We start from the raw sequence: 25,474 nt of genomic DNA on the forward strand, positions 1-25,474 counted from the left end.
GCGCCATGGCGCGCGGAGGCGCCGAAGAATCGCGGCGCCCCCACTTCAAGGACGCCTTCGATGAAAACCTTCCGCATGGAAATCGCCGCCGTGACGCTCGCGCTCGGCGCCTGCGCGTTCGCAGCCGTGTCGCTCGCCGCGGACGGCAAGCCCGCCGTGCCCGCCACGTCCGCCGCATCGCCGATCTATGGCGTGACGATCCCCAAGGGCTACCGCGAATGGCAGCTGATCGCGCCCGCGCTGGAGTCCGAGCCGCTCAACGAACTGCGCGTGGTGCTCGGCAACAAGACCGCCCTCGATGCCTACAAGAAGGGCACGCTGCCTTTCCCCGACGGCACAGTGCTGACCAAGCTCGCGTGGAAGCACGTGCAGTCGCCGGATTTCGAGCCCGCGCTGGTGCCGGGCATGGCGACCACGGTGCAGGTGATGGTCAAGGACTCGAAGAAGTACGCCGCCACCGGCGGCTGGGGCTTCGGCCGCTTCGTCGACGGCAAGCCGGTGGACATCGCGCAGCACCAGACCTGCTTTGCCTGCCATGCGGCGCGGGTGAAGGACAGGGACTATGTGTTCACGCGGCTGGCGCCTTGAGGGGGAATCTCCTGACGGGAAAGACATGCGGACTGCCCCGGCCGAGCGAAAAGAAACGGCACGAACGATCGCGTGGTTCGCTACGAGCGTGGAGTCCGGCCACTCGGCCCGCGTCTGGAAATGCACTCAGCGCACACGCGGCAACTGCGCGCGAGCGCGCGCGCCATCTCGCTCGACCCTTCGGACCGCCGGACCCTGCAGGACTGGGCCGCCGAGACCGGCACCAGCGAGCGCACCCTGACCCGGCTGTGCACGGCGCAGACCGGTCTGAGCTTCGGCCGCTGGCGGCGCCAGCTGCACATGATCGTCGCGCTTCGCGAACTGTCGGGCGGCGCGACCGTGCAGCAGGTGGCCTATGGCCTGGGCTACGAGTCGCCGTCCGCCTTCATCACGATGTTCAAGAAAGCCTTCGGCAAGCCGCCGGCCACCTACATCGCCGAACGCTTCAAAGTGGGCGCGTGAGCATCCGCTGCGTCGAGCAACGCACGCTCGCTACATCGTCGCCCCCTGAAAAGCCTCGACCAGGAAGTCGACCATCACCCGCACCTTGGCGCTGAGATGGCGACGGCTGGCGTAGATCGCCAGGATGTCGATGGGGGGCATGTGATAGCCCGGCATGACCTCGACGAGCCGGCCGGCCCGCACGTCCTCGCCGAGCACGAAGCTCGGCTGCCAGATGACACCGGCGCCGGCGAGGGCCGCGGCACGGGCGGTCTGACCGTTGTTCGCGCGCAGGGCCCAGCGCACGCGAACCGATTCCAGCGTTCCGCCGGGCCCGGCGAACTGCCACTCGTCCGAGGTCGCGCCATAGGTGTAGCCCAGGCACGGGTGCCGTGACAGGTCCACGGGAACCTCGGGCATGCCGTGCCTCGCCAGGTAGTCGGGCGAGGCGCACACGAGGTTCTGCGAGCGGCCCAGGTGGCGCGCGATGTGATTGCCCGAGGTGGTCCGCGAGATGCGGATGGCGAGGTCGTAGCCCTCCTCGACGATGTCGACCACGCGGTCGATGAGCGCGATGTCGAGTTCGACATCGGGGTACTTCGCCATGAACTTCGGCCACAGCGGTGCCAGCACGAGGCTGCCGAAGCTCAGCGGCGCGTTGAGGCGCAGGCGGCCTCGCGGCTGGAGCGACGCGGTGGTCGCGAGCGCCTCGGTCTCGGCCACCTCCTCGAGGATCGACTTCGCCCGGTCGAACAGGGCTTCGCCGCCCTCGGTGAGCGACAGGCGGCGCGAGGTGCGGTTGATCAGCCGCGTGCGCAGGTGGGCTTCGAGTTCGTTGACGTAGCGCGTCACGTTGGCCGGGGAGGTGTCGAGCGCGTCGGCCGCCTTGACGAAGCTGCCGCGCGCGACCACGGTCACGAACACCTCGTACGCACGCAATCGGTCCATGGCCCTGGGCTCCAATCATTCATGAAAGCTGAATGAGTAAACCACTTTTGGGGCCTTTCTGGAAGTGAAGCTGAATCATAAATTCGCTTCACCCCAAAACACAGACCGAAAGGCCTAGACATGAACACCACCCATCCCGCCCCCACCCGCCGCGCGCTGATCGCCGGCGCCGCCGCATTCGGCGCCGCGCTGAGCTTCGGCTCCGTGGCGCACGCCGCGCCCGCAGTCGACGCGGTGCCGGGCTTTCGCGCAGGCAGCGCCGAGGTGAACGGCACCCGCATCGACTACCGCATCGGCGGCACCGGGCCGGCCATCGTGCTGCTGCACGGCTACGCCGAGACCGGCCACATGTGGAACCCGCTGATGCCGCTGCTGGCGAAGACGCACACCGTGGTCGTGCCCGACCTGCGCGGTGCGGGCAATTCGTCGAAGCCCGAGACCGGCTACGGCAAGAAGAACATGGCCGTCGACATCCACGAGCTCGTCAAGTCGCTCGGCATCCGCAACGTGAGCATCGTCGGCCACGACATCGGCCTGATGGTGGCCTATGCCTATGCCGCGCAGTTCCCGTCGGAGACCGACAAGGTGGTGCTCATGGACGCCTTCCTGCCCGGCATCGGCGCCTGGCAGAACGTCTGGCTGCTGCGCGACCTCTGGCATTTCCATTTCCACGGCGCGACGCCGCTGGCGCTGGTGCACGGACGAGAGCGCATCTACTTCGAGCATTTCTGGAACGACTTCGCGGCCGACCCCAAGCGCTCGGTGCCCGAGGCCGATCGCCGCTTCTATGCCAAGGCCTACGCGCAGCCCGGCGGCATGCGCGCTGGCTTCGAGTACTTCAAGGCCTTCGAGCAGGACGCGGCCGAGTTCGCCGAACTGGGCAAGACGCCGCTGCCGATGCCGATGCTGGTTCTCTCCGGGGAAAAGGCCGGTGGCACTTTCCTGATCGACCAGGGCAAGATGGTCGCGACCCACGTGCAGGGCGTGATCGTCAAGGGGTCCGGCCACTGGCTGATGGAAGAGGCGCCCGAGCAGGTCATTCCCGCGCTGGTCAATTTTTTGGGCTGACGCCCGTCTGGTCATCGACACAAGGAGCATCGACATGGATCTACAACTGAAGGGCAAGCTGGCCCTGGTCAGCGGCAGCACCGCCGGCATCGGCTACGCGATCGCGCACACGCTGGCCCGCGAGGGCGCCAGCGTCATCGTCAACGGCCGATCGCAGGCATCGGTCGACGAGGCCGTGGAGCGCATCCGCTCGGAGACGCAGGGCACGGTGGTCGGCTACGCCGGGGACCTCAGCCAGGCCGACGCCGCCGAGGAGGTCGTGCGCCGCCACCCCGGCATCGGCATCCTCGTCAACAACCTCGGCATCTTCGAGGCCAAGGCCTTCGAGGACATCCCCGACGCGGATTGGCTGCGCTTCTTCGACGTCAACGTGCTGAGCGGCGTGCGGCTCGCGCGCCTGGTGCTGCCGGAGATGAAGCGGGCGAACTGGGGTCGGATCATCTTCATCTCGAGCGAAAGCGCGGTGCAGATACCGACCGAGATGGTCCACTACGGCATGACGAAGACAGCGCAGATCGCGGTGTCGCGCGGGCTCGCGGAATCGATGGCGGGCACGAACATCACGGTGAACAGCGTGCTTCCGGGCCCGACGAAATCGCGTGGCGTCGGCGACTTCGTCGAGGGCATGGCGCGATCGAGCAGCAAGAGCTTCGAGCAGGTCGAGGCGGAGTTCTTCGAGCAGATCCGCCCGACCTCGCTGATCAAGCGCTTCGCCACGCCGCAGGAAGTCGCTTCGCTCGTGGCCTATGTGGCGAGCCCGCTCGCGTCGGCGACGACGGGTGCTGCGCTGCGCGTGGATGGTGGCGTGGTCAAGAGCGCCTTCTGACGACCTCGCGGTGAATGCCCGGGAGCCGCCCCGCGGAAACACTACCGCCCTCGCGGTTTATGGGCATATACCCATAATTGCGCATGACCTCCGCCCATCACCACCACGGCATGTGCTGCAGCACCGCGCTGCGCAAGGCCACGCGCCGCGTCACGCAGCTCTATGACGAAGCGCTGGCACCCGTGGGGCTGCGCTCCACCCAGTACTCGATCCTGATGGAGTTGAGCCGGCGCGCCAGCGAGGCGCCCAGCCTCCAGGTGCTGGCGGATGCGCTGGTGATGGACCGCTCCGCCCTGGGCCACACCTTGCGCCCACTGGAACGCGATGGCTTGCTGGCACTGCAGCATGGCGAGTCGGACCGCCGCCAGCGGCAGGTCGTGCTGACCCGCAAGGGGCAGGCGCTCGTCGCCCGCGCGCAGCCGCTGTGGCAGCGCGCGCAGGACCGCTTCTGCGAGGTGTTCGGCGAAGCGGAAGCGGCGATATTGCGCACCACCTTGCTCGATATTGCCGCGGACGAGCGGCTGAGCTCGCGGGCGTCCTGATTTCCGGGTTTGCATTCACCTCGTTCTTCATTGGCCTAAATATGGGCATATGCCCTCAAATCCATGAACACCCTTCCTCCATCCCCTGCCGCCGCGCAGGATTCGCGTCGACAGCGAGCCGTCCTGCTGGTGGCCTCCATGGTGTGCTCGCTGGTGATGCTCGACACCAACGTGGTGGCGGTCGCCCTGCCCACCATCGCGCACAGGCTCGATGCCGAGTTCGCGGACATGCAATGGGTGATCACCGCGTACATGCTGCCCTTCGCGGCCCTGCTCATGGCCGCGGGCTCGCTGTGCGACCGGTATGGCCGGCGACGCATCATGGTGATCGGGCAGGTGCTCTTCGCCGGCGCTTCGCTGTTCTGCGGCACGGCGCCGGCAGCCTGGGTGCTCAACGTGTCGAGGGCCTTCCAGGGCATCGGCGCGGCCCTGCTGCTGACGGCGGCGCTGGCGGTGATCAATCACAGCTTCCAGGGACCGGCGCGCGCACGGGCCTATGCGTTCTGGGGCGCCTGCCTCGGCATCGCCATCACCTGCGGGCCCATCCTCGGCGGCGTGATCTCGAGCACCATCGGCTGGCACTGGGTGTTTCTCATCAACCTGCCCATCGGCGTGGTGCTGATCGCCGCCACGCTGCGCGTGGTGGAGGAATCGCGCGACAAGGAGGCCGTGCGGCTGGACTATAGGGGCGTCGCCACCTTCAGCGGTGCGCTGTTCCTGCTGACCTGGGCAGCCATCGACGGCAACGCGCTGGGCTGGTCCTCGCCCGCGGTGCTGTGGCGACTGATCGGCGGCGTGCTGCTGCTCGAGGCCTTTGTCGTGATCGAGGGCCTGCAGTCGCGGCCCATGGTCGACTTCAGGTTGCTGCGCTCGCCGGCCTTCGTCGGCAGCGCTTTCGCCATGGTGGGCTATGCGGCGGGGGCGCAGGTCATGCTGTTCTACCTGCCGCTGTATCTGCAGAACGCCTACGGACTGTCGCCCGCCAGCGCCGGCCTCTCGATGCTGCCGTTCGCGCTGCCCATGTTCCTGGTGCCGCGCATCGCCGCTTACTACACGGCCGGGTGGACGCCGCGCGCCTTGCTGTGCCTGGGCCTGGGATTGAGCGGCGCGGCGAATGCGGCCATGGCGCTGCTGGCCACCGGCGGCTCGGCTTACCTTGCCTTCGCCTGTGCGATGGCGCTCGCCGGCACCGGCGCGGGCCTGCTCAACGGCGAAACGGCCAAGGCCATGCAGGGCGCGATCCCGCCGCAGCGCGCGGGCATGGCCTCGGGGCTGGCAGGTACCACGCGCTTCAGCGGCCTGCTGGCGGGCGTAGCCGGATTGGGCGCGGTGCTGGTGGCGGTGGCCAGCGCGGACTTCCAGCGCGCGGCGGCGCAGTGGCCGTTGGCGCCCGCGCTGGCGCGGGATGTGGCGAAGCGCTTCAGCGCGGGCGATGTGGCAGGGGCGCTGCATGAGTTGCAGACCCTGCCCGCTGGCGCGGCGGACGCTGCCGCCACTGCGTTGCGATATGCATTCAGCAACGGATTCGCGGCGGCCGCCTGGTCCGCCGCCGGCGTGGCCGTGGTCGCGCTGGCGCTGACACGGCTGCTGATGCCCGGCCGCGATGCCCATGCGGTGAACGGCCCGCAGGAGGCGCACTTGGTCGCGCCAAGCGAGTGATCGTCCATCCACGAAGGAGAAATTCCATGCGCTATCGTCTTCTCGGCCGCAAGTCCGGCCTCCGGGTTTCCGAATTCGCACTCGGTGTCGCCCTGTTCGGCACGGGCTGGGGCTACGGCTCCGAGCATGCCGAGGCGCACCAGGTCCTCGACCGCTACCTCGAGGCCGGCGGCAACTTTTTCGACACCGCCGACGGCTACCAGTTCGGCCAGTCCGAATCCATGCTGGGCGAGTTCATCGCGCCGATCCGCGACGACATCGTGGTGGCGACGAAGTACAGCGGCGGCGCCTCGAAGGAGCCGACGCTGGCGAAGACCGGCAACAGCCGCAAGAACCTCGTCTACTCCGTCGAACAGAGCCTGCAGCGGCTCAAGACCGACCGTATCGACCTGCTGTGGGTCCATCACTCCGACAACGTCACGCCCGCGGAAGAAATTCTCCGGGGGCTCGATGACCTCGTGCGCGCGGGGAAGATCCTTTATGCAGGCTTCTCGAACTTTCCGGCCTGGCGCATCGCGCGCGCGGATTTGCTGTCGGAATTGCGTGGCTGGTCGCCGCTTGTGGGCGTGCAGTTCGAATACAGCCTGATCGAACGCAGCGCCGACAGGGAGCTGATGCCGATGGCCGAAGCGCTGGGCCTGGCGGTCGTCGTGTGGTCGCCTCTGGGAGGCGGCCTGCTCACGGGCAAGTACCGCAACGGGGAACAGGGCCGGCTCCAGGGCATGGGCCGGGTCATCCGAACCGAGAAGACCGAGCGCGACGCGGCCGTCGTGGATGCCGTGATCGAAGCGGGCGCGCAGCTCGGGCGATCGCCGGCTGAAGTCGCGCTGGCATGGCTCGGCAGCAAGGCGCGGAACTCCACCACGTCGATCATTCCGATCATCGGACCGCGGACGGTAGAGCAGCTCGACAACAACCTTCTGGCGCTCGATCTGAAGCTGCCGCGGGACCTGGTGAACCAGCTCGATCAGGTCAGCCAGATCGCTCCAGGTGTGCCGTTCGAGGTCAATGCGGAGACGCTTCCGCGGATGCTGGGCGGACGTCCTCAGTTGGTGGATCTGCCTCCGATCAAGGCGGTCTGATTGAATTGCCAATTAAAAAAGCGCATCGTTTTGGACAATGCGCTTTTTGTTTCTGCTTCTGCGTTGCTTTTGCTTGCGCAAAGAAAAAAGCCCCAACCGATTGGTTGGGGCTTTTTTGGCTGTAATAGCCTGACGATGACCTACTTTCACACGGGAACCCGCACTATCATCGGCGCTGAGTCGTTTCACTGTCCTGTTCGGGATGGGAAGGAGTGGTACCAACTCGCTATGGTCATCAGGCATAAAGGGTTGCTGGGCTGATCGAGTGATCAACCTGGCGAATTCATAGAGTTTTGAATCAGCACGCGCGGAGGCGTTATTTGAATGTATTTTGAATGCGTCAACTTGGCATAACACCTTGATCTTCTTGATCAAAGTTATAGGGTCAAGCCGCACGAGCAATTAGTATCAGTTAGCTTAACGCATTACTGCGCTTCCACACCTGACCTATCAACGTCCTGGTCTTGAACGACTCTTCAGGGGGCTCGAGGCCCCGGCAGATCTCATCTTGAAACGAGTTTCCCGCTTAGATGCTTTCAGCGGTTATCTCTTCCACACTTAGCTACTCGGCAATGCCACTGGCGTGACAACCGATACACCAGAGGTGTGTCCACTCCGGTCCTCTCGTACTAGGAGCAGGCTTCCTCAAATCTGCAGCGCCCACGGAAGATAGGGACCAAACTGTCTCACGACGTTTTAAACCCAGCTCACGTACCTCTTTAAATGGCGAACAGCCATACCCTTGGGACCGGCTACAGCCCCAGGATGAGATGAGCCGACATCGAGGTGCCAAACACCGCCGTCGATATGAACTCTTGGGCGGTATCAGCCTGTTATCCCCAGAGTACCTTTTATCCGTTGAGCGATGGCCCTTCCATACAGAACCACCGGATCACTATGTCCTGCTTTCGCATCTGCTCGACTTGTCAGTCTCGCAGTTAAGCACGCTTATGCCATTGCACTATCGTCACGATGTCCGACCGTAACTAGCGTACCTTCGAACTCCTCCGTTACGCTTTGGGAGGAGACCGCCCCAGTCAAACTGCCTACCATGCACTGTCCCCGATCCAGATAATGGACCTAGGTTAGAACCTCAAACACACCAGGGTGGTATTTCAACGTTGGCTCCACAAGATCTAGCGACCCTGCTTCAAAGCCTCCCACCTATCCTACACAGATCTGTTCAAAGTCCAATACAAAGCTACAGTAAAGGTTCATGGGGTCTTTCCGTCTTTCCGCGGGGAGATTGCATCATCACAAACATTTCAACTTCGCTGAGTCTCAGGAGGAGACAGTGTGGCCATCGTTACGCCATTCGTGCAGGTCGGAACTTACCCGACAAGGAATTTCGCTACCTTAGGACCGTTATAGTTACGGCCGCCGTTTACTGGGACTTCAATCAAGAGCTTGCACCCCATCATTTAATCTTCCAGCACCGGGCAGGCGTCACACCCTATACGTCCACTTTCGTGTTTGCAGAGTGCTGTGTTTTTAATAAACAGTCGCAGCCACCGATTTTTTGCAACCCATTCATGCTCCGTTGTTCACTTCACACTAATAGGGCACACCTTCTTCCGAAGTTACGGTGTCAATTTGCCGAGTTCCTTCTCCTGAGTTCTCTCAAGCGCCTTAGAATACTCATCTCGCGCACCAGTGTCGGTTTGCGGTACGGTCGTATACAGCTGAAGCTTAGTGGCTTTTCCTGGAACCTCGTTCAGTCACTTCGCGAGCAAGCTCGCTCGATCGTTGGCCTCGGTATATGTGCACCGGATTTGCCTAATGCACGCCTACATCCAACTAAACCGGGATATCCAACACCCGGATGACCTATTAAGATCCGTCCCCACATCGCACTGTATATCGGTACAGGAATATTGACCTGTTTCCCATCAGCTACGCATCTCTGCCTCGCCTTAGGGGCCGACTCACTCTACGCCGATGAACGTTGCGTAGAAAACCTTGCGCTTACGGCGAGGGGGCTTTTCACCCCCTTTAACGCTACTCATGTCAGCATTCGCACTTCTGATACCTCCAGCACGCTTTACAACGCACCTTCACAGGCTTACAGAACGCTCTCCTACCACTTGCAATAAATTGCAAATCCGCAGCTTCGGTAACTGGCTTAGCCCCGTTACATCTTCCGCGCAGGACGACTCGATCAGTGAGCTATTACGCTTTCTTTAAATGATGGCTGCTTCTAAGCCAACATCCTGACTGTTTTAGCCTTCCCACTTCGTTTCCCACTTAGCCAATTTTAGGGACCTTAGCTGGCGGTCTGGGTTGTTTCCCTCTTGAGTCCGGACGTTAGCACCCGGTGCTCTGTCTCCCAAGCTGTACTCTTCGGTATTCGGAGTTTGCCTTGGTTTGGTAAGTCGCCATGACCCCCTAGCCAAAACAGTGCTCTACCCCCGAAGGTAATACTTGAGGCACTACCTAAATAGTTTTCGGAGAGAACCAGCTATTTCCAAGTTTGTTTAGCCTTTCACCCCTATCCACAGCTCATCCGCTAGTTTTGCAACACTAGTCGGTTCGGACCTCCAGTACCTGTTACGGCACCTTCATCCTGGCCATGGATAGATCACTTGGTTTCGGGTCTACACCCAGCGACTGATCGCCCTATTCGGACTCGATTTCTCTACGGCTTCCCTATTCGGTTAACCTTGCCACTGAATGTAAGTCGCTGACCCATTATACAAAAGGTACGCAGTCACCCTTGCGGGCTCCTACTTTTTGTAAGCACGCGGTTTCAGGATCTATTTCACTCCCCTCCCGGGGTTCTTTTCGCCTTTCCCTCACGGTACTAGTTCACTATCGGTCGATGATGAGTATTTAGCCTTGGAGGATGGTCCCCCCATATTCAGACAGGATTACACGTGTCCCGCCCTACTTTTCGCTAGCTCAGTACCACACAAGTCTTTTAACGTACGGGGCTGTCACCCACTATGGCCGGCCTTTCCAAGCCGTTCTGATAAGTCTTGTGCTATCACTAGCAGGCTCTTCCGATTTCGCTCGCCACTACTTTCGGAATCTCGGTTGATGTCTTTTCCTCGAGCTACTGAGATGTTTCAGTTCACCCGGTTCGCCTCGCATGACTATGTATTCATCATGCGATACCTTTCGGTGGGTTTCCCCATTCGGAAATCTCCGGATCAAAGCTAATTTGCCAGCTCCCCGAAGCTTATCGCAGGCTATCACGTCCTTCGTCGCCTATCATCGCCAAGGCATCCACCACGTGCTCTTATTCACTTGACCCTATAACTTTGACGTTTCTTCACAGAAACCAAAGTCAATCAAGGAATTGCCAGGTCTTTCACCTGGCGCGTTATGCCGTCTTCATAAATCGATTTCTCGAAATTGAAGTTCATATTGACGCAATCAAAAATTCAAGTTGCTGACGGCACGGTGAGCCATGAAGCTCTTTCCGTCAGCAACGCTGATTCAACTCTATGAATTTTTAAAGAACAGCCGATTGATCAGGAGATCCCGATCAACAACAAAGAAGCCTCATGCTTTCGCAGGAAGCCGCTTTGGTGTTGAAACGTTCCGAGGGGAACCGATGATTGGTTGTGGTGGAGGATGACGGGATCGAACCGACGACCCCCTGCTTGCAAAGCAGGTGCTCTCCCAGCTGAGCTAATCCCCCAAATCCCTCAGTTTTCTCTCACACGAGGTATCAGAAGATTTGGTGGGTCTAGTTGGGCTCGAACCAACGACCCCCGCCTTATCAAGACGGTGCTCTAACCAGCTGAGCTACAGACCCATTCGCCAATTACCTTCAAAATCGAAGACAACCGACTTCTTCCAACAACCGATAAGTGTGGGCGTTTAAATTAAATTGCTTGTTTCCAGAAAGGAGGTGATCCAGCCGCACCTTCCGATACGGCTACCTTGTTACGACTTCACCCCAGTCACGAACCCTGCCGTGGTAATCGCCCTCCTTGCGGTTAAGCTAACTACTTCTGGCAGAACCCGCTCCCATGGTGTGACGGGCGGTGTGTACAAGACCCGGGAACGTATTCACCGTGACATTCTGATCCACGATTACTAGCGATTCCGACTTCACGCAGTCGAGTTGCAGACTGCGATCCGGACTACGACTGGTTTTATGGGATTAGCTCCCCCTCGCGGGTTGGCAACCCTTTGTACCAGCCATTGTATGACGTGTGTAGCCCCACCTATAAGGGCCATGAGGACTTGACGTCATCCCCACCTTCCTCCGGTTTGTCACCGGCAGTCTCATTAGAGTGCCCAACTGAATGTAGCAACTAATGACAAGGGTTGCGCTCGTTGCGGGACTTAACCCAACATCTCACGACACGAGCTGACGACAGCCATGCAGCACCTGTGTTACGGTTCTCTTTCGAGCACTAAGCCATCTCTGGCGAATTCCGTACATGTCAAAGGTGGGTAAGGTTTTTCGCGTTGCATCGAATTAAACCACATCATCCACCGCTTGTGCGGGTCCCCGTCAATTCCTTTGAGTTTCAACCTTGCGGCCGTACTCCCCAGGCGGTCAACTTCACGCGTTAGCTTCGTTACTGAGAAAGTGAATTCCCAACAACCAGTTGACATCGTTTAGGGCGTGGACTACCAGGGTATCTAATCCTGTTTGCTCCCCACGCTTTCGTGCATGAGCGTCAGTACAGGCCCAGGGGATTGCCTTCGCCATCGGTGTTCCTCCGCATATCTACGCATTTCACTGCTACACGCGGAATTCCATCCCCCTCTGCCGTACTCCAGCAATGCAGTCACAGATGCAGTTCCCAGGTTGAGCCCGGGGATTTCACAACTGTCTTACATTACCGCCTGCGCACGCTTTACGCCCAGTAATTCCGATTAACGCTTGCACCCTACGTATTACCGCGGCTGCTGGCACGTAGTTAGCCGGTGCTTATTCTTACGGTACCGTCATTAGCCCTCTTTATTAGAAAAGGCCGTTTCGTTCCGTACAAAAGCAGTTTACAACCCGAAGGCCTTCATCCTGCACGCGGCATGGCTGGATCAGGCTTGCGCCCATTGTCCAAAATTCCCCACTGCTGCCTCCCGTAGGAGTCTGGGCCGTGTCTCAGTCCCAGTGTGGCTGGTCGTCCTCTCAGACCAGCTACAGATCGAAGGCTTGGTGAGCCTTTACCTCACCAACTACCTAATCTGCCATCGGCCGCTCCATTCGCGCAAGGTCTTGCGATCCCCTGCTTTCATCCGTAGATCGTATGCGGTATTAGCACAGCTTTCGCTGCGTTATCCCCCACGATTGGGCACGTTCCGATGTATTACTCACCCGTTCGCCACTCGCCGCCAGGATTGCTCCCGCGCTGCCGTTCGACTTGCATGTGTAAGGCATGCCGCCAGCGTTCAATCTGAGCCAGGATCAAACTCTATAGTTCGATCTTGATTTGCGCCTGATCTCGCGACCAGGCAAAACTCATAAAAAAAGAAATTGAAGTGAACTTCACTTCTATTCTCATGAGCGTTTTAAGTCTTGCGACTTGTTCCGAAGAACTTACGCAATTACCTTCAAACGCCCACGCTTATCGGCTGTAATTTTTTAACGATCACCGAAGCAACCTATCGTCTGCTTCGTCTTGCCCGCTGCGATCAGCGAAGCCTTGTAGTCTAACACGGTTTTTAAAGAACCGTCAAAACTTTTTTCATCCTCTTCACCATCCAACCCCGCAGCAACAACTTTCGTCATCACCGCCGAAGCCAGTCAGCGAAGCCCTCGATTATGCACAGCTTTGGGGGCTTCGGTCAACGAAGTGAGAAAAAATTTTTCTGACCCCGCCGATCGTCCGCCGGAGGCCCCTCGGAACCGGAGCCGCCCGCATCCAGCCCGCCGCCCGCACCGCGCAAAGTCGGCTACTCTCGCTCCTGAAGAAGGGGGCCGAGTGCGAATCGATACTTATGAGAGTGTTCAGCGGCCAGGGCTGTTTCTGAGCACCTGTTCGGGCGTGCATCCCGACACGCTGACACTTCCGACCAGTCCATCCCATGTCTTGCCATTGCGTGAATTCAAGATGAGCTGGGACCCGCTGGAGCCCCTGCCACGGGTCGCCATGCATGCATCCCACATCCTCGAGGAGATTCGCCGCCAGGGCTTCGCGATCCACCTGGCGGATGTTTCATCGCGCAGCGCCTTGTAGGCCCCTGGATATAGACAAAGCGCCCGGCGCCCCCAGCTGTGGGGTCAACGGCTCGCGCGTTGCACCGCCGCGATCGCTGCCGTAGCCTGCGCTTTCCGTGGACCTGCATTCCTTTCACCCTTCCGTCGCCCGCTGGTTCCAGCGAACCTTCCCCGGCCCCACCCCGGCCCAGGCCCAGGCTTGGCCGGCGATCGGTGCCGGGCGCGACACGCTGGTCGCCGCGCCCACGGGTTCGGGCAAGACGCTCACGGCCTTCCTGGCCGCGCTCGACGACCTGGTCCGCCGCGGCCTCGATCCCGCCGGGCTGCCCGACGAGACCGCCGTCGTCTATGTCTCGCCGCTCAAGGCTTTGTCCAACGACATCCGCCTGAACCTCGATGCGCCGCTCGCGGGCATCCGCGCCGAGCTGGCGGCGCTGGGGCTGCCCGATGTCGAGATCCGCACCGCCGTGCGCACCGGCGACACGCCGCAGCGCGAACGCCAGCAGAGCCTGCGCCGGCCGCCGCATGTGCTGGTGACCACGCCCGAATCGCTCTACGTGCTGCTGGGCTCCGCCTCGGGCCGCAGGATGCTTTCGACGGTGCGCAGCGTGATCGTCGATGAGATCCATGCCATCGCCGCGAGCAAGCGCGGCAGCCACCTGGCGCTGTCGCTCGAGCGCCTGCAGGCGCTGTGCGCGACGCGGCCGGTGCGCATCGGTCTCTCGGCCACGCAGAAGCCCATCGACGAGGTGGCGCGCTTCCTGGTCGGCGCGGGCGCCTTGCGCGCCGACGGCACGGCCGATTGCGAGATCGTCGACATCGGCTATGCCAGGCAGCGCGACCTCGCGCTCGAGCTGCCGCCCACGCCGCTCGAGGCCGTGATGTCGGGCGACCAGTGGACGCAGGTGTATGCGCGCGTGGCCGAGCTCGTCTGGCTGCACAAGACCACGCTGGTGTTCGTCAACACGCGCCGCATGGCCGAGCGCGCGGCGCGGCACCTGGGCGACATCCTCGGCAAGGAGGCGGTGGCCGCGCACCACGGCAGCCTGTCGAAGGAGACGCGGCTGGCCGCCGAGCAGCGCTTGAAGCGCGGCGAGCTCAAGGTGCTCGTCGCCACGGCCTCGCTCGAGCTGGGCCTGGACATCGGCGATGTCGACCTCGTGTGCCAGCTCGGCTCGCCGCGCGCCATCGCCACCTTCCTGCAGCGCGCCGGGCGCTCGGGCCATGCGGTGGGCGGCGTGCCGAAGGCGCGGCTCTTCGCGCAGTCGCGCGACGAGCTGGTCGAATGCGCCGCCCTGCTCGACTGCATCCGCCGCGGCGAGCTCGACGCGCTGCGCGTGCTGCCGGCGCCGCTGGACGTGCTGGCGCAGCAGATCGTGGCCGAGACCGCCTGCCGCGAATGGAACGAGGACCAGCTGTTCGCCCTGGTGCGCCGCGCCTGGCCCTATGCCCAGCTGCCGCATGCGCGCTTCATGGAGGTGGTGCGCATGGTGTCGGAAGGCTTCGTCACGCGGCAGGGCCAGCGCGCGGGCTACGTGCACCGCGACGCCGTGCACCACCTGCTGCGCGAACGCAAGGGCGCGCGCATGACCGCGCTGACCTCCGGCGGCACCATCCCCGAGACGGGCGACTACACGGTCGTGCTGGAGCCGCAGGCCGACAAGATCGGCACCGTCAACGAGGACTTCGCCATCGAGAGCCTCGCGGGCGACGTGTTCCAGCTCGGCAATACCAGCTACCGCATCCTCAAGATCGAGCCGGGCCGCGTGCGGGTGGAAGATGCCCAGGGCGCGGCGCCCAACATTCCGTTCTGGCTCGGCGAGGCGCCGGGTCGCAGCGACGAGCTGTCGTTCGGCGTGTCGCGGCTGCGCGAAGAAGTCGCGCAGGCGCTCGCAACGGGCGGCCTCGACGCGGCGATGGCGCTGCTGACGCAAACCATCGGCCTCGACGAGGAAGCCGCGCGCCAGATCGCCGCGCACCTCGCCCAGGCGCGTGCCGTGCTCGGCGACCTGCCGACCCAACACACGCTCGTGATGGAGCGCTTCTTCGATGCCTCGGGCGGCATGCAGCTGGTGATCCATTCGCCCTTCGGCAGCCGGCTCAACCGCGCCTGGGGCCTGGCGCTGCGCAAGCGCTTCTGCCGCACCTTCAACTTCGAGCTGCAGGCCGCGGCGACCGAGGACGCGATCGTGCTGTCGCTCTCCACCAGCCACAGCTTCCCGCTCGACGAGGTGGCGCGCTACCTGCATTCGGCCTCGGCGCTGCACGTGCTGGTGCAGGCGCTGCTCGACGCGCCCCTGTTCGGCGTGCGCTGGCGCTGGAACGCCACCACCGCGCTCGCGCTACCGCGCTTCACCGGCGGGCGCAAGGTGGCGCCGCAGCTGCAGCGCATGCGTTCCGAGGACCTGCTCGCGGCCGTCTTTCCCGACCAGGTCGCATGCGCGGAGAACATCGTCGGCGAGCGCGAGATCCCCGAGCATCCGCTGGTCGCGCAGACGCTCGACGACTGCCTGCACGACGCGATGGATGCCGACGGCTGGCTCGCGCTGCTGCGGCGCATGGAGGCCGGCGCGGTGCGCGTGCTGGCGCGCGATCTGAGCGCGCCCTCGCCGCTCGCGCTCGAGGCCCTGAACGCGCGGCCCTATGCCTTCCTCGACGATGCGCCCCTGGAGGAACGCCGCACGCAGGCCGTGCAGAACCGGCGCTACACCGATCCGCAGAGCGCCGACGACGTCGGCCAGCTCGACGCGCAGGCCATCGCCAGCGTGCGCGAGGAAGCCTGGCCGCAGCCGCGCAGCGTCGACGAGATGCACGAGGCGCTCGGCATGCTCGGCGCCCTGAACGACGACGAGGTGGCCCGGCAGGCGGACTGGAAGAAATGGCTGACGGCCCTCGCCAAGGCCGGCCGCGCGACGCGCCTGCTGCTCGAAGGCAAGGGCCGCACCGCGCGCGGCCTGTGGGTGACGGCCGAGCGGCTGGGCCTGCTGCGTACCGTGGCGCCCGATGCGCCGATGCAGCCCGCCATCGCCGCGCCGGACGACGCCGAGCAACCCGCCGATCGCGACACCGCGCTGCGCGAACTGCTGCGCTCGCGCCTGGGCGGGCTCGGCCCGGTGACCGTCGCGCAGCTCGCCACGCCACTCTTCCTGTCGACCGCCGACGTCGAAGGCGCCCTGCTCGCGCTGCAGACCGAAGGCAGCGTGCTGCAGGGCCGCTTCACGCCCGGCGGCACCGAGCCCGAATGGTGCGAGCGCCATCTGCTGGCACGCATCCACCGCTACACGCTCGGACGCCTGCGCCGCGAGATCGAACCGATCGAGCCGCGCAACTTCGTGCGCTTCCTCTTCGAATGGCAGCACATCGGCGCGGGCTCGCGCGTGAGCGGCCCGGAAGCGCTGTCGGGCATCCTCTCGCAGCTCGAAGGCTATGAAGCGCCCGCGCCGCTGTGGGAGGCCGAGCTGCTGCCCGCGCGCGTGAGCGACTACGCGGGCGCCTGGCTCGACGACCTGTGCACCGCCGGGCGCGTGCTGTGGACGCGGCTGCGGCCGACGGCCACCGAGGGGCGCAAGGGCGCGGGCAGCCTGTCGCTGCGCGCCACGCCGGTGGTGCTGCTGCCGCGCCGCAGTTCGGCGCTGTGGACCACGCTCGCGCCCACGCCTGCCGACGACGACAACCTGGGCTCGCGCGCTTCACGCGTCGCCGCGCACCTGGCCCAGCACGGCGCCTGCTTCTTCGACGAGATCGCGCACGGCACCCGGCTGCTGCCGGTCGAGATCGAGGAGGCGCTGACCGAACTGGTCGCCAAGGGCCGCGCGCGCTGCGACAGCTACGCGGGCCTGCGCGCCCTGCTGGTGCCGGCCGCCAAGCGCGCCTCGGCCGACCTGCGGCGCCGGCGGCGCGCGCCGCTCTTCAGCATCGAGGACGCCGGGCGCTGGACCCTGGTGCGGCCACCCGCCGCCGCCGAAGCGATGGCCGCCAGCTCCGCCGAGGCGATCGAACAGGTGGTGCACGTGCTGCTGCGCCGCTATGGCGTGGTCTGCTGGCGGCTGCTCGAGCGCGAAGCCGCGTGGCTGCCGCCCTGGCGCGAGCTGGTGCGCGTGTGCCGCCGGCTCGAGGCGCGCGGCGAGATCCGTGGCGGCCGCTTCATCGCCGGCGTGTCGGGCGAGCAGTTCGCCTTGCCCGAGGCGGTGGCATCGATGCGGCGCGTGCGCCGCGAGCCGGGCGACGGCGCGCTGATCGCGCTCGCGGCCAGCGACCCGGCCAACCTGCTGGGCACCGTCGTGAACGGTCCCAAGGTGCCGCGGGTCGCGGGCTCGCGCGTGCTGTATTGCGATGGCGTGCCGATCGCCACCAGCGTGGCGGGAGAAGTCAGCCTGCTGGTCGAACTCGATGCCGCGCGGGCGCAGTCGGCGCGGCGTGCGCTCTCGCTCGAGCCCTCGCTGCGCAGCCACGAACTCGCCGCGCAACCTCAGGCTTGAGTCCGCGCTACGACGTCAGCTGGCCTCGGCCCCGTGCCCGCCGCCGCGCGTCACCACCTCGACCGACTGCACGCCTTCCAGCGCCTCGAGCCGCTGCACGAAATTGCCGATGTCGGCCGACGACACGCGCACCAGCTGCACCGTGATGTCGTCGAGCTCGCCGCCCGGCCGCACCGCGACCAGGAAGCGCCGCAGCCGCGCGGGCTGCAGGTCGAGGCCCTGCTCGAGCGACTCCGGGCTCACCGCGCCGTGCTTTGCGACCACGCGCAGCCGGCAGCTCTGGCTGCGCGCGCGGTAGGCCTCTTCCAGCGGCTTGATGCCGGCGAGGATCACCAGGATGATCACGGTCGAAGCGGCCGCCGGAAAGTACAGCCCGCCGCCGACCGCGAGCCCGATCGCGGCCACGGTCCAGATGCTCGCGGCGGTCGTGAGACCGCGCACGATCTCCCCGCGCGCGAGGATCGCGCCGGCGCCGAGGAAGCCGATGCCCGACACCACCTGCGCGGCCGCGCGCGAAGGATCGAGCACCACGTGCTCGCCCCGCAGGCTGTCCGCGAAGCCGTAGGCCGACACCAGCATGAAGAGGCAGGCACCCACGCTCACCAGCATGTGCGTGCGGATGCCCGCGGCCCACAGCAATCGCTCGCGCTCCAGGCCGACCAGGCTGCCGAGCGCGGCAGCGACGAACAGGCGCAGCAGCGTCTCGCCATGGGAAAGAAGGACGTTGCCGTGCAGCATGGACAGGCTCGGCGTCATTCGGTGAAGTTGTCCTTGATCAGGTCCACCACATCCGACGAACGCCCGCCGAGCACCGCCTTGGCGGAATACAGCATCGTGCCCGCGACCTGGCTGAATTCCACCTTCGGCGGCATCACCAGCTCCGTGCGGTTGACCTTCACGTCGAGCAGCGCCGGCCCGGGATGCGCGAGGCAGGCGCGCACGGCATCGGGCAGCTGCTCGGCGCGCTCCACCTTCTGCCCGTAGAAGCCGATCACCTCCGCCAGCCGCGCGAAGTCGGGGTTCAGCAGGTCGGTGTAGTTGTCGAGCAGCCCCTCGACCTTCTGCTCGAGCTCCACGAAGTTCAGGCTCGCGTTGTTGTAGACCACGACCTTGATCGGCAGCTTCTCCTGCACGGCCGTCATCAGGTCGCCCAGCAGCATCGCGATGCCGCCGTCGCCCGACAGCGAGATCACCTGCCGGCCGGGAAAGGCCTTCTGCGCGCCCAGCGCCTGCGGCATGGCGTTGGCCATGGTCCCGTGCAGCAGGCTCACGAGCGTGCGGCGGCGGCCGTTCATCGTGAGGTGGCGCAGCGACCACACCATCGGGCTGCCGCCATCGGCGGTGAAGATGGCGTCGTCGGCCGCCAGCTCGTCGATCACCCGCGTGAGGTGCTGCGGATGGATCAGCCCCGCCTTGCCGGGCCGTTCGTCGCTGCGCAGCGTCTCCAGCGAAGCCTTGCGGTGGCGCAGGCACTCGTCGAGAAAACTCCGGTCGGCACGCTCCTCGAGCAGAGGGATCAGCGCCTCGATCGTGTGCGCGATGTCGCCCACCAGCCCCAGTGCCACCGGATGGCGGCGTCCAAGGTGGCTGCCGTCGACGTCGATCTGCAGGATGGTCGCCCTGGCCGGATAGAACTGGCTCCAGGCGAAGTCGGCGCCCAGCAGCAGCAGCGTGTCGCACTCCTGCAGCGCGCGGTAGCCCGACTCCACGCCGAAGATGCCGGTCATGCCCATGTTGAAGGGGTTGTCGTACTCCACGAAATCCTTGGCGCGCGAGGTGTGGGCGATCGGCGCCTTCAGGCACTGGCCGAGCGCCAGCAGCATCTCGTGCGCGCCCTCGCAACCATGGCCCGCATAGATCGCGATCTTCCTTCCCTTGCCCAGCAAGGCCGCCAGCTGCGCGAGCTCGGCATCGTTGGGCCGGATCACGGGCGCGGCGCGGTGCACCGAGAAGCCGAGTCCTTCCTTCACCTCCGCCTGCGCGATGTCGCTCGGCAGGATGACGACGGCCACGCCGCGGCGCGACAACGCCGCCTGGGCCGCGAGCGCCACCACGCGCTGCGCCTGCTCGGCCGATTGCACCTGCTCGCAGAAGACGCTGCAACCGGCATAGAGCGACTTGAAGTCGACCTCCTGCGGAAACTCCATGCCGAGTTCGGCCGTCACGATCTGGCTCGCGATCAGCACCACCGGCGCGCGGTTGCGGTTCGCCTCGAAGACGCCGTTGATGAAGTGCAGGCCGCCCGGCCCGCACGAGCCCGCGCACACCGTGAGCTCGCCCGTCAGGTACGACTCCGCGCCGGCGGCGAAGGCGGCCGCTTCCTCGTGGCGCACATGCACCCATTCGATCTCGCTGCGGCGGATCGCGTCCGTGACGTGGTTCAAGGTGTCGCCGACGATGCCATAGCAACGCCTGGCTCCCGCCTTCTGCAGGGTTTCGATGACGAGTTCGGCGACTTTCCTGTGGGCCATGCGGGCGCTTCCTTTGCGACAAAGAAGGCACGCTACGCGCGCGCCGCGCGCGGGCCGTGGGCGCGCATCGGTAGTCCCGGTAGGATTTTTCCCCGCGCCCTACCCCATCCCTGCCGCGCTTCTCTCGAGGGGGCGAAGCAGCTCGTCATAGCCGTCGAGCGAGGGAAAGGCCAAGATCTCGCGCCGCGACAGCGCATCGATCTCCCGGCCGAGTTGCTCGAGCATCGCGCCGCGCTCGGCCTGCGTCACATAGGGCACGTGGTAGGCCACGAAAGGCTTGAACACCTCGTAGCCCACATAGCCGAGCGAGCCCTGCAGCAAGGGCCGAAGCATCAGTTCAATCGATCCGTGGATGCCGGTGTCGCCGAACATGTGGCTGCGTCCGCCCAGCGAGGTGACGACCAGCGCGCGCCTGCCCGCCATGGGCGCGCGGTCGTAGATGCGCTTGCCGCCGTAGAAGAGCCCCGACAGGAACACGCGGTCGATCCAGCCCTTCAAGATGGCCGGCACCGAGAACCAGAACACGGGGAACACCAGCACCAGCAGCTCGGCCTGCCTGACGGCCTCGACCTCCGCGAGGATGTCGGGGGCCAGGGCCCGGCGCTGCCATCCATGGCGCTGCTCGAGCGAATAGACCAGGTAGTCGGGCTTCTCGCGCTCGACGAAGTCGGCCGCGCTCGCCACCGGGTTGAAGCCCATGGCGTGGAGATCCGAGAGCCCGACCTGCCAGCCGCCGGCGGTCAGCCGCTCGGACACCCGGTCGCGCATCGCCGCGACGAAGGACTTCGGTTCGGGATGGGCATACACGATGTGCGCCTTGCGCGGTGTCGGTGCTGTCATGGCTGGATTCATCCGGTCGGCTGCAAGGCGCGGCGCTCGGCCACGCTCGTGTTGATCAGTTCGATCTCCTCGTCGATGCGTGCATGCACCTCGTCGGCCGGGACCAGCAGCGACTTGATGCGGCGGCAGGTCTTCGGGTCCTTGGCCGCCAAGGCGCGGGCCCGGTGCTGCAGGCAGGTCGCGAGTTCATGCGCGGGTGCCAATTCGGAGACCAGCCCCCATTCGCAGGCCTGCTGCCCGGTGAAGGCTTCGCCGCCCAGCAGCAAGCGCCTCGCCCTGTGCGCGCCGATGGCGCGCGCCAACAGAAGGGAGCTCCCGGCCTCGGGCGCGATGCCCAGGTCGACGAACGGCAGCTTCATGACCGCGTCGGGTGTCGCGACCACCCAGTCCGCGTGCAGCAGCATCGTCACGCCAATGCCGGCGGCCGAGCCGTGCACGCCGATGAGCAGCGGCTTGCGCACGTCGGCCAATGCATGAAGGAAGCGCGGCACCGGGTCTCCCGCGCCCTGCGGCCAGCTGTCGAAGGCGCTCAGGTCGTGGCCCGCGCAGAAATTGGGCCCGAGGCCGGACAGGGTGATCGCCCGTACGGCGTCGTTGGACTGCGCCAGCCCCAGGCTCTCGGCCAGGGCGCTGAACATGGTCATCGTGAGCGCATTGCGCTTGGACGCGCGATGGATCTGGATGCGCCACGCGCCGTCGTCCAGCGTCGAGAGGATGCCTTCCGCCGCGCGCACGGCGCTGCGGCTGTGTCGGTCCGTCGTTTGCGAAGCGTTTGTCACCAGCCGTACTCCAGGTACTTGCCGTAGCCGTCCGCCATCGTCCCCGGCGGCAGCGGCTTGCCGGTGATGGACTCGAAGAGTTCGGCCTGGCGCGCCCGCGCCGCCGCGACCGCGCGCTTCTTCACATGGCCGTAGCCGCGAATCTGCTGCGGCAACCGCGCGAGTTCCAGGCACTCCGATGCATGGCTGCCCAGGTGCGCGACCACGGCGCCGATCGCGGCGCGGTACTCCTCGACGAGCGCGCGCTCGGTGCGGCGCTCGTGTGTGTAGCCGAAGATGTCGAAGGGCGTGCCGCGCAGCACCTTGCCGTGCCGCAGCACGCGAAAGGCCCGGCCCATCCAGGCGCCGTAGGCCGTCTTCTGAAGCTCGCCCTTGTCGTTCTTTTTGGCGAGCAGGGGCGGTGCGAGGTGGTATTGCAGCTGGATCTCTCCGTCGAACTGACGGCGGATCGAATCCATGAATTCCGGATCGGAATGAAGGCGCGCGACCTCGTACTCATCCTTGTAGGCCATGAGCTTGAAAAGGTTCTGCGCCACTGCAACCACAAAACTTTGACGGTGCGTCTCGTCGGCGCACTGGCTGTCGACGAGTTGGACGAAGGCGGCGAACCGGCGCGCATACGCCAGCCCCTGATAGGCCACCAGCCGCTCGGACAGGCGCGCGACGGTGTCCTCGGGCGTGCGGTTGACGCGCGGCAGCCACTGGACCGTGCTCGCGGGCTTCATCGCGGCGAGCACGCGCGGCGCGTCGTGCGCCCACCAGCGGCCGAGCCGGAACGCCTGCTTGTTCTTCTCGACCTGCTGCCCGTTGAGTTCGATCGCGCGTTCGAGCGCCTGCGACGACAGCGGAATCCATCCCTTCTGCCAGGCGAAGCCGAGCATGACGAGGTTGGCGTAGATGGCGTCGCCGAGCGCCCAGGTGGCCGCCTCCTGCGCCTTGAGCCACTGCACGTCCGCGCCGCAGGCTTTTTCCAGCGCCGCCTTCAGCGCCTGCGTCGGCAGCTTCCAGTCCGCGTTCTTCACGAACTCCGAGGTCGGCGCCACGTCGAGGTTCACCACCGCGCGGGTGCGGCCCTCGCGCAGGCGGGCGAGGCTGTCGGGATGCGCGCTCACGACGAGGTCGCAGCCGATCAGCACGTCCGCCTGCGCCGACGCGATCCGCGACGACAGGATCGCCGACTGCGTGGGCGCGAGCTGCACGTGGCTCCACACCGCCCCACCCTTCTGCGCGAGCCCCGCCATGTCGAGCACGCTGCAGCCGCGGTGGCTCAGGTGGGCCGCCATGCCGATCAGGCTGCCGATGGTCACCACGCCGGTTCCGCCGACGCCGTTGACGAGGATGCCGCAGGTGCCGTCGAGTTCGGGCACCACCGGCTCCGGCGGCGGCTCCCAGGCGAGCACGTCGCTCCTGGACGGGCTCGAGCGAAGCTTGCCGCCTTTCACCGCCACGAAGCTCGGGCAGAAGCCCTGGGCGCAGGAGAAGTCCTTGTTGCAGGACGACTGATTGATCCTGCGCTTGCGCCCCAGCTCCGTCTCCAGCGGCTCCACCGACAGGCAGTTGCTCTTGACCGAACAGTCGCCGCAGCCCTCGCACACCTCGGGATTGATGACGTAGCGGATGGCCGGGTCGGGATAGCTGCCGCGCTTGCGGCGCCTGCGCTTCTCGCTCGCGCAGGTCTGGTCGTAGATCAGCACCGACACGCCCTCGAAGGCGGCGAGTTGGCGCTGCACGCGGTCGAGTTCGCCGCGCTCGTGCACCGTCGTGCCGGCGGCGAAGCGCGTGCCCGCGTCGCGGTACTTCCCGATGTCGTCGCTGACGACCGCGATGCGGCGCACGCCCTCGGCGGCGACCTGCTCGGAAATGCGCGAGACGGTGAGCTGGCCTTCCACCGGCTGTCCGCCCGTCATGGCCACCGCGTCGTTGAACAGCACCTTGTAGGTCACGCAGGCATCGGCCGCCACCGCCTGCCGGATCGCCAGCGAGCCCGAGTGGAAGTACGTGCCGTCGCCGAGGTTCACGAAGATGTGCCTGCGCGTCGAGAACAGGCGCTGCGCGATCCACGGCACGCCCTCGGCGCCCATGTGGGTGTAGGCCTTGGTGTCGCGGTCCATCCAGTTCGCCATGTAGTGGCAGCCGATGCCGGCCATGGCGCGCGATCCTTCGGGCACCACGGTGGAGGTGTTGTGCGGGCAGCCCGAGCAGAAGTAGGGCTTGCGCACCGCGGCCGGCGCCGACGGTGCGCCATGCGCCGCGGCGCGCGGGTCGGCCTCGAAGGCATTGACCGGAAGGCCCAGGCGTTCGGCGATCGCGGCGGCGATCTCCGGCGGCGTGAGCTCGTAGTCGCTGCGCAGCAGGCGTTCGTCGGCGCCCACGCTCCATTCCCCGCCGATGCCACCGCGGCTCTTGCCCGAGATGCGGATGGCCTTGCGGCCCTCGACGGCGTCCGCATAGAGCTCGTCCTTGAGCTGCTGCTCGATCAGCGGGCGCTTCTCCTCGACCACGAGCAGCTCATCGAGACCGTTCGCGAACTCGCGCACGATCTCCGGCTCCAGCGGCCAGACCATGCCGAGCTTGAGCACCGCCACGCCGCGCTCGGCGGCCTGCGCGTCGGTCCACCCCAGCAGGCGCAGGGCTTCGCGCACGTCGTTGTAGCTCTTGCCCGCGCACACGATGCCGAGTCTCGACGAGGCCGTCTTGAGCGCGATCGTGTTGAGCCCGTTGGCGCGGCAGTAGGCGAGCGCGGCGGGCAGCTTGTGCCGCACGATGCGCGGCTCCTGCTCGGCCCAGACGTCGGGCCAGCGGATGTGCAGGTCCTGCGATGGCGCTTCGCCCGCGTCCGGCAGCTTCACCATCACCCGTTGCGGGTCCACGTCGGCGACGGCCGTGGTCTCCACCACGTCCGACACGCATTTCATGCCCACCCACAGGCCGCTGTGGCGGCTCATCGCCCAGCCATGCACGCCGAGGTCGAGGTACTCCTGCACGCTGCTGGGATACAGCACCGGGATGAACGCCGCCACCAGCGCCTGCTCGCTCTGGTGGCCGAAGGTCGAGGACTTGGCCGTGTGGTCGTCGGCCGCCAGCACCAGCACGCCGCCGAGCCGCGAGGTGCCGGCGCCGTTGCCGTGCTTGAGCGCGTCGCCGCTGCGGTCGACGCCGGGCCCCTTGCCGTACCACAGGGCGAAGACGCCATCGACCCTGGCCTCCTCGGGAAACAGCGCGAGCTGTTGCGAACCCCAGCAGGCCGTGGCGGCCAGGTCCTCGTTGATCGCCGGCTGGAACCGGATGTCGCGCGCCTCGAGCCGGGCCCGCGCGCCCCACAGCGCCTGGTCGAGCCCCGACAGCGGCGAGCCGCGGTAGCCGCTGACGAAGCCGCCCGTACGCAACCCCGCGCGGCGATCCCGCTCCCCCTGGTTCAGCAGCAGGCGGACCAGCGCCTGAGTGCCGCTCAGGTAGGCCACGCCGCTGCCGCCGTCGTACTTGTCGTCGAGGGAAACCGAGCGCAATGCGCGCTGGATCTCCGGGTCACCGTGTCCCATCGTGGTCTCCGCACCTTAAATTTGAGTGTCACTCAACTATACATGTGTAATTCCAAGGTTGGCAACAGGCACGCCAATGTCAGCCGCGCACG

16 protein-coding genes, 2 tRNA genes and 3 rRNA genes are annotated in these 25,474 nt (G+C 65.4%); 9 read left to right on the forward strand and 12 right to left on the reverse strand.

Features of this window, described 5'->3' with window-relative positions; genetic code table 11:
• Positions 1 to 60: 60 nt before the first annotated feature.
• Positions 61 to 588: a cytochrome P460 family protein gene (locus AC1HIL_RS34555; RefSeq protein ID WP_479668996.1), complete on the forward strand. Its 528-nt coding sequence runs from the start codon at positions 61 to 63 to the stop codon at positions 586 to 588.
• A gap of 120 nt (positions 589 to 708) precedes the next feature.
• Positions 709 to 1,050, forward strand: coding sequence for a helix-turn-helix domain-containing protein (locus tag AC1HIL_RS34560; protein ID WP_261217642.1), 342 nt, complete (start codon positions 709 to 711; stop codon positions 1,048 to 1,050).
• Between the two features lie 30 nt (positions 1,051 to 1,080).
• Here AC1HIL_RS34560 and AC1HIL_RS34565 read toward each other — a convergent pair whose 3' ends face one another.
• Positions 1,081 to 1,977, reverse strand: coding sequence for a LysR family transcriptional regulator (locus AC1HIL_RS34565; RefSeq protein WP_261217643.1), 897 nt, complete (start codon positions 1,975 to 1,977; stop codon positions 1,081 to 1,083).
• A 120-nt stretch (positions 1,978 to 2,097) separates the two neighbouring features.
• On the opposite strand from AC1HIL_RS34565, the gene AC1HIL_RS34570 reads away from it, so the two are divergent.
• From AC1HIL_RS34570 to AC1HIL_RS34590, 5 genes are all read left to right on the forward strand, one after another.
• On the forward strand, positions 2,098 to 3,045 hold the full coding sequence (locus AC1HIL_RS34570; RefSeq protein ID WP_261217645.1) for an alpha/beta fold hydrolase: 948 nt from the start codon (positions 2,098 to 2,100) through the stop codon (positions 3,043 to 3,045).
• 34 nt (positions 3,046 to 3,079) lie between these two features.
• Entirely contained in the window at positions 3,080 to 3,871 is a 792-nt protein-coding gene (locus AC1HIL_RS34575; RefSeq protein WP_261217646.1) for an SDR family NAD(P)-dependent oxidoreductase, read from the forward strand.
• An 83-nt stretch (positions 3,872 to 3,954) separates the two neighbouring features.
• Positions 3,955 to 4,413, forward strand: coding sequence for a MarR family winged helix-turn-helix transcriptional regulator (locus tag AC1HIL_RS34580; protein ID WP_261217647.1), 459 nt, complete (start codon positions 3,955 to 3,957; stop codon positions 4,411 to 4,413).
• Between the two features lie 63 nt (positions 4,414 to 4,476).
• Entirely contained in the window at positions 4,477 to 6,072 is a 1,596-nt protein-coding gene (locus AC1HIL_RS34585; RefSeq protein WP_261217648.1) for an MFS transporter, read from the forward strand.
• 26 nt (positions 6,073 to 6,098) lie between these two features.
• Entirely contained in the window at positions 6,099 to 7,154 is a 1,056-nt protein-coding gene (locus AC1HIL_RS34590; protein ID WP_261217649.1) for an aldo/keto reductase, read from the forward strand.
• Between the two features lie 127 nt (positions 7,155 to 7,281).
• Here the strand turns inward: AC1HIL_RS34590 and rrf are convergent.
• The 6 genes from rrf to AC1HIL_RS34620 form a co-directional block, all read right to left on the reverse strand.
• Positions 7,282 to 7,394, reverse strand: a 5S ribosomal RNA gene (gene rrf, locus AC1HIL_RS34595).
• Between the two features lie 141 nt (positions 7,395 to 7,535).
• A 23S ribosomal RNA gene (locus AC1HIL_RS34600) occupies positions 7,536 to 10,406 on the reverse strand.
• Positions 10,407 to 10,721: 315 nt separating this feature from the next.
• Positions 10,722 to 10,797: transfer RNA gene (locus AC1HIL_RS34605), tRNA-Ala, on the reverse strand.
• A gap of 40 nt (positions 10,798 to 10,837) precedes the next feature.
• Positions 10,838 to 10,914 (reverse strand) — tRNA-Ile (locus AC1HIL_RS34610).
• 89 nt (positions 10,915 to 11,003) lie between these two features.
• Positions 11,004 to 12,538, reverse strand: a 16S ribosomal RNA gene (locus AC1HIL_RS34615).
• The 16S, 23S and 5S rRNA genes sit together here with 2 tRNA genes alongside, the layout of an rRNA operon.
• 161 nt (positions 12,539 to 12,699) lie before the next feature.
• A complete protein-coding gene (locus AC1HIL_RS34620; RefSeq protein WP_479668995.1) occupies positions 12,700 to 12,846 on the reverse strand; it encodes a hypothetical protein in 147 nt (48 codons plus the stop codon).
• Between the two features lie 193 nt (positions 12,847 to 13,039).
• On the opposite strand from AC1HIL_RS34620, the gene AC1HIL_RS34625 reads away from it, so the two are divergent.
• Both AC1HIL_RS34625 and AC1HIL_RS34630 read left to right on the forward strand, forming a co-directional pair.
• On the forward strand, positions 13,040 to 13,294 hold the full coding sequence (locus AC1HIL_RS34625; protein WP_296740463.1) for a hypothetical protein: 255 nt from the start codon (positions 13,040 to 13,042) through the stop codon (positions 13,292 to 13,294).
• A gap of 97 nt (positions 13,295 to 13,391) precedes the next feature.
• A complete protein-coding gene (locus AC1HIL_RS34630; protein ID WP_479668994.1) occupies positions 13,392 to 17,753 on the forward strand; it encodes a DEAD/DEAH box helicase in 4,362 nt (1,453 codons plus the stop codon).
• Positions 17,754 to 17,768: 15 nt separating this feature from the next.
• Here AC1HIL_RS34630 and AC1HIL_RS34635 read toward each other — a convergent pair whose 3' ends face one another.
• The 5 genes from AC1HIL_RS34635 to AC1HIL_RS34655 all read right to left on the reverse strand — a co-directional run bounded on the left by AC1HIL_RS34635 (position 17,769) and on the right by AC1HIL_RS34655 (position 25,382).
• On the reverse strand, positions 17,769 to 18,491 hold the full coding sequence (locus AC1HIL_RS34635; protein WP_409976599.1) for an MgtC/SapB family protein: 723 nt from the start codon (positions 18,489 to 18,491) through the stop codon (positions 17,769 to 17,771).
• A 14-nt stretch (positions 18,492 to 18,505) separates the two neighbouring features.
• Positions 18,506 to 20,224: a thiamine pyrophosphate-dependent enzyme gene (locus AC1HIL_RS34640; RefSeq protein WP_261217318.1), complete on the reverse strand. Its 1,719-nt coding sequence runs from the start codon at positions 20,222 to 20,224 to the stop codon at positions 18,506 to 18,508.
• 99 nt (positions 20,225 to 20,323) lie between these two features.
• Positions 20,324 to 21,064, reverse strand: coding sequence for an NAD(P)H-dependent oxidoreductase (locus AC1HIL_RS34645; RefSeq protein ID WP_261217320.1), 741 nt, complete (start codon positions 21,062 to 21,064; stop codon positions 20,324 to 20,326).
• An 8-nt stretch (positions 21,065 to 21,072) separates the two neighbouring features.
• Positions 21,073 to 21,798: an enoyl-CoA hydratase-related protein gene (locus tag AC1HIL_RS34650; protein WP_413765207.1), complete on the reverse strand. Its 726-nt coding sequence runs from the start codon at positions 21,796 to 21,798 to the stop codon at positions 21,073 to 21,075.
• Between the two features lie 41 nt (positions 21,799 to 21,839).
• Complete coding sequence (locus AC1HIL_RS34655; protein ID WP_479668993.1) at positions 21,840 to 25,382, reverse strand: indolepyruvate ferredoxin oxidoreductase family protein; 3,543 nt, start codon at positions 25,380 to 25,382, stop codon at positions 21,840 to 21,842.
• Between the last annotated feature and the right edge of the window lie 92 nt (positions 25,383 to 25,474).

The organism is Variovorax sp. ISS6, assembly GCF_056523145.1.